This window comes from Streptomyces sp. NPDC050388 (assembly GCF_040655635.1).
In the GTDB taxonomy this organism is placed as follows: domain Bacteria; phylum Actinomycetota; class Actinomycetes; order Streptomycetales; family Streptomycetaceae; genus Streptomyces.
On sequence record NZ_JBFAKH010000143.1, the window covers coordinates 1 to 10132 of the forward strand.

At 69.3% G+C, this 10132-nt stretch carries 8 protein-coding genes and 1 pseudogene; 5 read left to right on the forward strand and 4 right to left on the reverse strand.

What is annotated here, in order from left to right; translation table 11 throughout:
• From AB0I73_RS38405 to AB0I73_RS38415, 3 genes and pseudogenes are all read right to left on the reverse strand, one after another.
• Positions 1-78 (reverse strand): annotated as a pseudogene (locus AB0I73_RS38405) (HAD family hydrolase); the annotation flags it as partial.
• Positions 79-122: 44 nt separating this feature from the next.
• A complete protein-coding gene (locus AB0I73_RS38410) occupies positions 123-797 on the reverse strand; it encodes a TrkA family potassium uptake protein (protein WP_109380177.1) in 675 nt (224 codons plus the stop codon).
• Positions 797-1468, reverse strand: a complete 672-nt coding sequence (locus AB0I73_RS38415; protein ID WP_363045043.1) for a TrkA family potassium uptake protein — start codon at positions 1466-1468, stop codon at positions 797-799. Before AB0I73_RS38415 ends, AB0I73_RS38410 begins: the two co-directional genes overlap by 1 nt.
• 542 nt (positions 1469-2010) lie before the next feature.
• On the opposite strand from AB0I73_RS38415, the gene AB0I73_RS38420 reads away from it, so the two are divergent.
• Together AB0I73_RS38420 and AB0I73_RS38425 are read left to right on the forward strand one after the other, a co-directional pair.
• On the forward strand, positions 2011-4056 hold the full coding sequence (locus AB0I73_RS38420; RefSeq protein WP_363045044.1) for an APC family permease: 2046 nt from the start codon (positions 2011-2013) through the stop codon (positions 4054-4056).
• Positions 4057-4123: 67 nt separating this feature from the next.
• Complete coding sequence (locus tag AB0I73_RS38425; protein WP_363045045.1) at positions 4124-5452, forward strand: TRAM domain-containing protein; 1329 nt, start codon at positions 4124-4126, stop codon at positions 5450-5452.
• A gap of 257 nt (positions 5453-5709) precedes the next feature.
• Here AB0I73_RS38425 and AB0I73_RS38430 read toward each other — a convergent pair whose 3' ends face one another.
• Positions 5710-5952 carry a hypothetical protein gene (locus AB0I73_RS38430; protein WP_363045046.1) on the reverse strand — a complete coding sequence of 81 codons (243 nt, stop codon included), beginning with the start codon at positions 5950-5952 and terminating at the stop codon, positions 5710-5712.
• Between the two features lie 1054 nt (positions 5953-7006).
• Here AB0I73_RS38430 and AB0I73_RS38435 point away from each other — a divergent pair.
• From AB0I73_RS38435 to AB0I73_RS38445, 3 genes are all read left to right on the forward strand, one after another.
• Positions 7007-7717 (forward strand): glycoside hydrolase family 11 protein, encoded by a 711-nt coding sequence (locus tag AB0I73_RS38435; RefSeq protein WP_363045047.1) that lies wholly within the window; start codon positions 7007-7009, stop codon positions 7715-7717.
• Positions 7718-9228: 1511 nt separating this feature from the next.
• Positions 9229-9690 carry an SPW repeat protein gene (locus AB0I73_RS38440; protein WP_363045049.1) on the forward strand — a complete coding sequence of 154 codons (462 nt, stop codon included), beginning with the start codon at positions 9229-9231 and terminating at the stop codon, positions 9688-9690.
• A gap of 190 nt (positions 9691-9880) precedes the next feature.
• A complete protein-coding gene (locus tag AB0I73_RS38445; RefSeq protein WP_363045048.1) occupies positions 9881-10054 on the forward strand; it encodes a hypothetical protein in 174 nt (57 codons plus the stop codon).
• Positions 10055-10132: the final 78 nt, after the last annotated feature.

Consider the following 10132-nt stretch of genomic DNA (forward strand, 5'->3'; position numbering starts at 1 on the left):
GCTGCCCGGGTGCCGGCGGTCCACGGCGCGGAGCACCACGTGCGGGTCCAGGGACTCGCGTTCGGCCTCCGTCAGCATCGCCCGGTGATCACCGGGCGCCCCCACTCACGTACAGCCGTCGGCTAGCGCGCGTCGTTCCGGCGTACCGACAGCAGGTCCTCCAGTTGCTCCTCGCGGGACTGGGCGGCCACGAAGAGCAGCTCGTCGCCCGCCTCCAGGGAGTCCTCCCGGGTCGGCGTGAGAACGCGCGTGCCACGGATGATCGTGACCAGTGAGGTGTCCTGGGGCCACTGGACGGCGCCGACCTGGGTGCCCGCCAGCGCCGACTCCTCGGGCAGGGTCAGCTCGACCAGGTTGGCGTCCCCGTGGCTGAAGCGCAGCAGCCGGACCAGGTCGCCGACGCTGACCGCCTCCTCCACCAGGGCCGACATCAGGCGCGGGGTGGAGACGGCGACGTCCACGCCCCAGGACTCGTTGAACAGCCACTCGTTCTTGGGGTTGTTCACCCGGGAGACGACGCGCGGGACGCCGTACTCCGTCTTGGCCAGCAGGGACACGACCAGGTTGACCTTGTCGTCGCCGGTCGCGGCGATGACGACGTTGCAGCGCTGGATCGCCGCCTCGTCCAGGGACGTGATCTCGCAGGCGTCGGCGAGCAGCCACTCGGCCTGCGGAACGCGCTCGACCGAGATGGCGGTCGGCGCCTTGTCGATGAGCAGGACCTCGTGGCCGTTCTCCAGCAGCTCGCCCGCGATCGAGCGGCCGACGGCGCCGGCTCCGGCGATGGCGACCCTCATCAGTGACCGCCCTCCTCTTCGGGGCCCTTGGCGAACGCCGCCTCGACCCGGTCGATCTCGTCGGTGCGCATCATCACGTGCACCAGGTCCCCCTCCTGCAACACCGTCTGGGAGCTGGGCAGGATCGCCTCGCCGAGCCGGGTGAGGAAGGCCACGCGGACGCCGGTCTGGTCCTGCAGTTTGCTGATCTTGTGCCCCACCCAGGCCGGGGAGGTGTGCACCTCGGCGAGCTGGACCCCGCCGGTGGGGTCGCGCCACAGCGGCTCCGCGCCCGAGGGGAGCAGACGGCGCAGCATCTGGTCGGCGGTCCAGCGGACCGTCGCGACCGTGGGGATGCCCAGGCGTTGGTAGACCTCCGCGCGGCGGGGGTCGTAGATGCGGGCGGCGACGTTCTCGACGCCGAACATCTCACGGGCCACCCGCGCGGCGATGATGTTGGAGTTGTCCCCGCTGGAGACGGCGGCGAAGGCGCCGGCCTCCTCGATGCCCGCCTCGCGCAGGGTGTCCTGGTCGAAGCCGATCCCGGTGATCCGGCGGCCGTTGAACGCGGAGCCCAGACGGCGGAAGGAGGTCGGGTCCCGGTCGACCACGGCGACCGTGTGCCCTTCCTCCTCCAGGGTCTGGGCCAGGGCGGAACCCACCCTTCCGCAACCCATGATGACAATATGCATCGCCTCACACCGTGCTTCCTGCAGGCCCGTCGATCTTCATGACCATCGTGCTCATGTCTCTCTTTCGGCTCGCCGGGCAACCCGTGGCGGCCTGAGTGCGGACCGCCGGGCAACATCATGCCGGGGTGGCGCGCTTCCGAGGCCCTCCGGGGCTCCGGCCGCAGCGTGCGGGTGCCGCGTCCGGGCACCCGGGTCCAACGTATCGGCACGGCGGGGCGGTCAGCGGCGGGTGATGCTGCGCACGCTCGCCAGCGTCAGAACCCCGAGGCCGAGGAGCGCGGCCACGGCACCGATCAGTTCGGCGGACGCGTGCATGGAACCTCCACGGAGAGGCAGCGGACGGGGCCCAGTCATATAGGCATGCAACCGTCGCCTCCTGCGGAACCCGCAGCGCCACCACCCCGTGTTTTCACCCGGAGGGCAGAGGCGCCCGCCCGTACCGCGCCCCGCGACACGGGTCCCGTTCGGAACCCGTACGGAAGCCGTATGGATGCGAGCGGCGGACATGTGTCCCCCTGTTCGAAGGCATACGATCCTCAGTTGTGTCCAAACTGACCGACGTGCCCAAACGCATTCTCATCGGGCGCGCGTTGCGCAGCGACCGCTTGGGCGAAACGCTTCTGCCCAAGCGCGTCGCACTCCCCGTCTTCGCCTCCGACCCGCTGTCCTCCGTGGCGTACGCGCCCGGCGAGGTCCTGCTGGTCCTCTCCGTCGCCGGTCTGTCGGCGTACCACTTCAGTCCCTGGATCGCGCTCGCGATCATCGCCCTGATGGTCACCGTGGTCGCCTCCTACCGGCAGAACGTGCACGCCTACCCCAGCGGGGGCGGGGCCTACGAAGTGGTGACGACCAACCTCGGTTCCAGGGCCGGCCGGACCGTCGCGAGCGCCCTGCTGGTCGACTACGTCCTCACCGTCGCCGTGTCGATCTCCGCCGGCGTCGAGAACCTGGGCTCGGCGATCCCGTTCATGGTCGAGCACAAGGTGGCCTGCGCCATCGCCGTGATCGTGCTGCTGACGCTGATGAACCTGCGCGGCGTCCGGGAGTCGGGCACGCTCTTCGCCATCCCGACGTACGTCTTCGTGACGAGCGTCTTCATCATGATCGCGTGGGGCGCGTTCCGCGGCGTGGTGCTCGGCGACGAGATGCGGGCGCCGACGGCGGACTTCGAGATCAAACCCGAACACCCCGGCCTGGCGGGCTTCGCCCTGTTCTTCCTGCTGCTGCGCGCCTTCTCCTCCGGCTGCGCCGCGCTCACCGGCGTCGAGGCGATCTCCAACGGCGTCCCGGCCTTCCGCAAGCCCAAGTCCAAGAACGCGGCGACCACGCTCGCGATGATGGGACTGCTCGCCGTCACCATGTTCTGCGGCATCATCGTCCTGGCCGGCACGACCCGGGTGCGCCTGGCCGAGAACCCGGCCACGGACCTCTTCCACGACGGCGTACCGCTGGGCCCGGGCTACGTACAGCATCCGGTGATCTCGCAGGTGGCCGCAGCCGTGTTCGGCCAGGGCAGCCTGCTGTTCCTCCTGCTGGCCGCCGCCACGGCACTGGTGCTGTTCCTCGCCGCGAACACCGCCTACAACGGCTTCCCGCTGCTCGGCTCGATCCTCGCCCAGGACCGCTACCTCCCGCGTCAGCTGCACACCCGCGGCGACCGGCTCGCCTTCTCCAACGGCATCCTGCTGCTCGCCGGCGCCGCCAGCGTGCTGGTGTGGGTGTACGGGGCCAGCACGACCCGCCTGATCCAGCTCTACATCGTCGGTGTCTTCGTGTCCTTCACCCTCAGCCAGATCGGCATGGTCCGGCACTGGAACCGCCTGCTGGCCACCGAGAGGGAACAGGCCAAGCGCCGCCACATGATCCGCTCCCGGGCCATCAACGCCTTCGGCGCCTTCTTCACCGGCCTGGTCCTGGTCGTCGTGCTCGTCTCCAAGTTCACCCACGGCGCCTGGGTCGCGCTGCTCGGCATGTGCGTCTTCTACGTGATGATGACGATGATCCGCCGGCACTACGACCGCGTCGCCGAGGAGGTCGCCGCACCGGAGGAGCCGAGCGACGACATGGTGCGCCCGTCCCGGGTCCACTCGGTTGTCCTGGTCTCCAGGATCCACCGCCCCACCCTGCGCGCCCTCGCCTACGCCAAGCTGATGCGCTCGGACAGCCTCGAGGCGCTCAGCGTCAACGTCGACGCGGCGGAGACCCGGGCCCTGCACGAGGAGTGGGAGCGGCGCGGCATCGATGTGCCCCTGAAGGTGCTGGACTCCCCGTACCGCGAGGTCACACGGCCGGTCATCGAGTACGTCAAGAACCTGCGCAGGGAGTCGCCGCGGGACGTGGTGTCCGTGTTCATCCCCGAGTACGTGGTCGGCCACTGGTACGAGCAGCTGCTGCACAACCAGAGCGCGCTGCGGCTCAAGGGCCGGCTGCTGTTCACGCCGGGCGTGATGGTGACCTCGGTGCCGTACCAGTTGGAGTCCTCCGAGGCGGCCAGGCGGCGCGCCCGCAAGCGGGCGGACTGGGCGGCGCCGGGTTCGGTGCGGCGCGGTCCGGCGGAGCGGTCGAAGGACTCCTCCCCGCACACGTAGACTGGACGGCTGTTGTCGCGGGCCACCGCCCGCACCTTCGCCCCCGATGTTGTGGAGTCACCCCGCCATGCAGGCAGAACCGAGGAAATCGCTGGTGGGGGAGGAGTACGAGGTCGAGGTCGGCCCCGTCGCCCACGGTGGTCACTGCATCGCCCGTACGTCCGAGGGACAGGTGTTGTTCGTCCGGCACGCGCTGCCCGGCGAGCGGGTCGTCGCGCGGGTGACCGAGGGCGAGGAAGGTGCCCGCTTCCTGCGCGCGGACGCGGTGACGGTGCTCGACGCCTCCAAGGACCGGATCGACGCCCCCTGCCCGTACGCCGGGCCCGGCCGCTGCGGCGGCTGCGACTGGCAGCACGCCAAGCCGGGAGCGCAGCGGCGGCTGAAGGGCGAGGTCGTCGCCGAGCAGCTGCGGCGGCTCGCCGGGCTCACGCCAGAGGAGGTCGGCTGGGACGGCACGGTGGTCCCCGCCGAGGGCGACAAACTCCCCGCCGGCCAGGTCCCGGCGTGGCGCACGCGCGTGCAGTACGCGGTGACCGCCGACGGCCGCGCGGGACTGCGGCGGCACCGTTCGCACGAGGTCGAGCCCATCGACCACTGCATGATCGCCGCGGAGGGCGTCAGCGAGCTGGGCATCGAGAAGCGGGACTGGACGGGCATGGACTCCGTCGAGGCGATCGCCGCGACGGGCTCGCAGGACCGCCAGGTCGTCCTGACCCCGAAGCCGGGCGCGCGCCTGCCCCTGGTCGAACTGGACCGCCCCGTCTCCGTCCTGCGCATCGACGAACGCAACGGCCAGGTCCACCGCGTCCACGGCCGCCCCTTCGTCCGCGAACGCGCCGACGGCCGCACCCACCGGGTCGCGAACGGCGGCTTCTGGCAGGTCCACCCGAAGTCGGCGGACACCCTGGTCACCGCGGTCATGCAGGGCCTGCTGCCCCGCAAGGGCGACACGGCCCTCGACCTGTACTGCGGCGTCGGCCTGTTCGCGGGCGCCCTGGCCGACCGGGTCGGCGAGCAGGGCGCGGTCCTCGGCATCGAGTCCGGCAAGCGCGCGGTCGAGGACGCCCGGCACAACCTCGCCGACTTCCCCCGCGTCCGCATCGAGCAGGGCAAGGTCGACTCCGTCCTGCCCCGCACCGGCATCACCGAGGTCGACCTCGTCGTCCTCGACCCGCCCCGCGCGGGCGCCGGCCGCAAGACGGTGGAGCACCTGACCTCCCTGGGCGCCCGCCGCATCGCCTACGTCGCCTGCGACCCGGCCGCCCTGGCCCGCGACCTGGCGTACTTCCGGGACGGGGGGTACCGGGTGCGGATGCTGCGCGTGTTCGACCTGTTCCCGATGACGCACCATGTGGAGTGCGTGGCGATCCTGGAGCCTGCTGAAAAGGGCCTATGAGCTGCTGTTTCTTCTGTTCCTGCTAGCTTCGGGCGGTGGCCTCGGCCTGTTTCCGTGGGCGTGTGACGTGGACTGTGTCGAGGTGTCGGACAGTGCTGCTGATCTGCTGTTTCCCAGGCTTGTGTGTGGGATCACGGATGCAAGGCCCCGATTCCGCATGGACGGGAGTGCATCGCCTCGACGCTCATTTGACGCTCGACCTGATCGGGCATCAGGTGGATGGGTACTGCTGGTCTGCCGGACGCCGATACCTCGATTCAGTCCGCCCTGTACTCGGCTGGTCGGGCCTTCGACGGGGCTGGCGGCCGTTGGGAGCGGGAGCGGGTACGGGCTGCTGTGGGCGGGGCGAGGCAGCCGCCAGGGACCGGGAGGGTCGCGGCGAGGTGGACGCCGAAGTCGATGCTCCCTGTTGTGCCGCCGAGAGACTGGGCGATGTCGACGACCTCGTCGGTGTCGCCCGTGCCGTGGCCATTGCCGCGCCGCAACGTGCTCGACATCATCCTCGGCATCAACCAGGCCACCGCAGAAGTGACCATCGCGGAGACCGGCGGCGGTGCGGCGAAGGCTGGTGGGATGCCGCCCGGACGCGGTGAAACGAGGTCGAACCTGCGGCAGGGAGAAGGGGGTGTATCCGGTGGCGCGGCCGGTGGTGTCGGGGAGCCGGCCCATGCGTGTGCGGGAGTGGAGGAAAGCGGTGCCGTCGCTGATCTTCAGATGCGGGAAGCGTGCCGCGAGCTGTGCTTCGAAGGGGTCGACGGCGTGCGGGCCGCGGAGCCAGACCATCACGAGCAGGTTGTCGGAGTCGCTGACGGACACGGCGAGGCGGACCTCCTCCCTCCGGGCCGGCGCGTTGCCCGTGCCGCGAGACGGGTGCGGGGGACCACCGTGCGGTGGAACACGCGTCGAGAGCCCCGCGAGGGGGCGGGTCAGGCCGCAGCGGAAGGTGATGACACTGTCCCGGGCCATCCGCTGTAGCCGGCGACGGGTGGTGTGCTCGCTCATCCCGATCGCCGTCCCGCGGTCGAGGGAGCCGAGGCGTCCGTCAGGGCGAGGCTGACGGATTCGAGGGTCCGCGCGCGGCACCGCACCTCGACGTAGGCGACGGTCGCGGATTTCACCGCGTCGTACGCAGTGACCCAGGCCAGGCCGTTCGCGCGCAGTCGTTCCCAGTGAGGCCGGTGCAGTCGCGTCCACGCCCGTTCGAAAGTTTCGAACGTTGCTCACGTGCTTGCGTTATGCTCCTTCCTCATCTCATTCCATCCCTCGCAACGGTTCGCGTGAGAGGCGGCTTGACCAGCGAAGACGTAATCGCCAATACCTACTCTAGTGAAAGAATTATTTCCGAAAGAATGTCGAAAGCATTGACAGGGTCATGGCGTTCTACGAAAACTGTGGCCACCGAACGACAAGAGACCGTCGTTCCCCTCGCGTCGTGTGACCGGGGACGGCGGTCGGTCGTTGCGGCACGACGACGGGCGACCCCCGCCGTGTTCCATGCAAGGCCGCGGGCAGCAGAAGCCGCCCGCCCCCCACCAGCCTTCATCGGGAGGACGCATGCAGCAGGACCAGATCCAGCAGAACCCCGCTCCCTTCAGCGGCTTGAGCCGACGAGGCTTCCTCGGCGGCGCCGGCACCGTCGCGCTCGCCACCGCGTCCGGACTGCTGCTGCCCGGCACCGCCCACGCCGCCACCACCATCACCACCAACCAGACCGGCTACGACGGCATGTACTACTCGTTCTGGACCGACGGCGGCGGCTCCGTCTCCATGACGCTCAACGGCGGCGGCGGTTACAGCACCCGGTGGACCAACTGCGGCAACTTCGTCGCCGGCAAGGGCTGGAACACCGGCGGGCGCAGGACGGTCCGCTACACCGGCTACTTCAACCCGTCGGGCAACGGCTACGGCTGCCTCTACGGCTGGACGTCGAACCCGCTGGTGGAGTACTACATCGTCGACAACTGGGGCAGCTACCGGCCCACCGGCGAGTACAGGGGCACCGTCTACAGCGACGGCGGCACGTACGACATCTACAAGACGACGCGGTACAACGCCCCCTCCGTCGAGGGCACCCGCACCTTCGACCAGTACTGGAGCGTCCGGCAGTCGAAGGTGACCAGCGGCTCCGGCACCATCACCACCGGCAACCACTTCGACGCCTGGGCGCGCGCGGGCATGAACATGGGCCAGTTCAGGTACTACATGATCATGGCCACCGAGGGTTACCAGAGCAGCGGAAGCTCGAACATCACGGTCAGCGGCTGACCTCTGTCCGGCGAACAACCGGCTGCGGGCTCCGTCCTCGTGGCGGGTCCCGCAGCAGTGGCGAACTCGCCACCGCGGTGGGGGCACCCCCGGCCGAAGGCTGGGGGAGGGGCGACCGGTTCGACAACCAGCACCTCCACACAGCGATCGGCGACATCCCACCCCACGAGCACGAGACCAACCACTACGCTCAACACCAGCCCTCAACCGGCAGCTGGAGTCAACGCATAGAGCTTCCACCGATCCCGGACTGGTTCAGCTCCTTGCCCAGATGGTTCGGCAACACGCTCCAGTCCGAGTACCTCGTCGGGACCGGCGGTTGGAGCGTGATGAAGCGCGTCTCCTGAATCCCCACGGGAGGCGGCCGGCCTGACCAGGCCGGCCGCCTCCCGGCACCTTCCAAGGGGCGCGGATGGCGTCAGGCGGAAGGGGCGCGGATCGTGCTAACCACGCATGGCAGGCCCAGCCGTTTGCCGCACACACCGACCTTATGCGCGCCAGACCTCGACATCGTGCCCCGGGTGGAGACGTATCAGGGCTATGTGGAGGAGGTGACAACGCGAGCGTTCTCCCCGAGACATTGCCACAGCCCTTCTGGGTCGGATAGGCCGATCATCGCATGCGAAGGTCGAGGTCAGGTATGCAATTCACGGCTCGCCCGGCCCTGAGCGGCATGTTCGTGTCCAGGATGATCAAAGTAGGTTGCTCCGTCCCGGGCGGTGGGCAACAGGCGGGACAAGCCTTCCAGGCCCGGAGCGGCCTCGTCAGTGAATTTCGATCACACTGTCCCTTCAACGGCGGGCCTCTCGTGCGCACCGACGCGTCTCCACCGACGTGAGGCTCCGTCCCGGGGGAGATGCTGCGTAGGTAGTCGTGACGCGCCAGATCGCCGGTGCCGAACCGACGTAGGGCCGTGACGCTCGTTTGACGCTCCGGGTGCCCGGCGGCCCTCATTCGGGTCCCAAAAGCGTCTCTGACCTGCTATTTTCCCGCCTGCGTCCAGGGTGGCATGTTTCCGATGACGCACCACGTGGAGTGCGTGGCGATCCTCGAACCAGCCGCGAAGGGCTCCTGACCTGTGGTCTCTCGGATGTCGTCATCTGTTCGCCCGGTTTCCGGGCGCGCGGCGCGTGAAGGAGCTTCGGTTCCGCCGAAACTTCCCTGACCTGCAGATTTACCTGGAGAGATGTCCATCGGGGTGGGACCTCCACCCGTTTTCGCGCAGTCGTCAGATGGACTGAGCCCGGGGCTTCGGCCTTCACGCACTGGCTGACCAGTTGCGTCGCCCGTCCGGCACCGGCGGGATGCGGGGCCCTGAGCAGTAGGTGAAACTCACCCGTTTCGTCCAGAAAATCCTTGAAATAGCGTGTAAATACCTCATAAGTAGCTACCCGGCCCGGGCAAGGCCCGTGAAGTCCAGTGGGCCGATGGTGAGGGGTAAACAACTCGCTACCTGCAGGCAGAGAGAACAGGAGGCAAGAGCCATGTCCACTTCCGCTTCCCGGCCGTCCATGGAGATGCACCCGGACATCATCGACATGCGTGAGCGCCATGAGATGGCCGAGCGTGCGACCAGCACGCCACAGGGGCAGGCCGTGGGGACACTGGCCTTCCTCACCGGTATCTACCTGGCGGCTTCCCCGTGGATCACGGGCTTCAACGGCCTGTCGACGCTCGCCGTCAACAACCTTCTCGTCGGCCTCGCTTACGCGCTGCTCATGAGCGGCGGGTTCGGCCGGGCCTACGAACGCACCCACGGTATGGCGTGGGGCGCGTGTGCCCTGGGTCTTTGGACGATCATCGCACCGTGGGTGGTGGCAGGTAACGTCAGCACCACGAAGACCATCATCAACAACGTCATCACAGGGGCGATAGCCGCTCTGCTGGCCCTGGCTGCCAGCGCAGCCACCCGCGCAGCCGAGTCCGGCAAAGCCCGAGCGGGCATGAGGGCACCGTACACACAGCGCAGCTGAAACTCGCCCCACCGGATCGGCCGGGCGGGGAGCCAGGGCGAGAGCGGCTGCAGCGTCCTGGAACGCATCTGGGCCCGGCCCGCCGCCGAAGCCGTCGCTCTCCTCGGCGGCGACCCCGACGATCCGGCCCGCGGCGTCGTCCCGGCGGTCGCCTCCGCCGGCCTCGCCTTCCGCCTGGTACCCGGCCGGCGTGCCGAGAACGTCATGGAACAGCTGCCGGAAGCGGGTGGCGGAGACGATGCGGGACGGCTTCGCGTACGAGCTGAACACCTCGAACACCGACCAGGACGCCTACGCCACCCCGGCCGGCTGCCGGCTCGGGGGCGTGCGGGGGCCGGCCGGGTGTGCGGCGTCCTGGGGCTGACGGCGGTGGGGCTCGGCGGCATGCTGGGCGGCCACCTGGCCTACCGGCAGGCGTCCGGGGCCAACCACGCGGAAGAGG

Coding starts and splice junctions, on each gene's coding strand:
- AB0I73_RS38415 (WP_363045043.1), bottom strand. CDS start 1,468: ATGCATATTGTCATCATGGGTTGCGGAAGGGTGGGTTCCGCCCTGGCC.
- AB0I73_RS38425 (WP_363045045.1), top strand. CDS start 4,124: ATGCAGGCAGAACCGAGGAAATCGCTGGTGGGGGAGGAGTACGAGGTC.
- AB0I73_RS38410 (WP_109380177.1), bottom strand. CDS start 797: ATGAGGGTCGCCATCGCCGGAGCCGGCGCCGTCGGCCGCTCGATCGCG.
- AB0I73_RS38440 (WP_363045049.1), top strand. CDS start 9,229: ATGGAGATGCACCCGGACATCATCGACATGCGTGAGCGCCATGAGATG.
- AB0I73_RS38435 (WP_363045047.1), top strand. CDS start 7,007: ATGCAGCAGGACCAGATCCAGCAGAACCCCGCTCCCTTCAGCGGCTTG.
- AB0I73_RS38430 (WP_363045046.1), bottom strand. CDS start 5,952: ATGATGTCGAGCACGTTGCGGCGCGGCAATGGCCACGGCACGGGCGAC.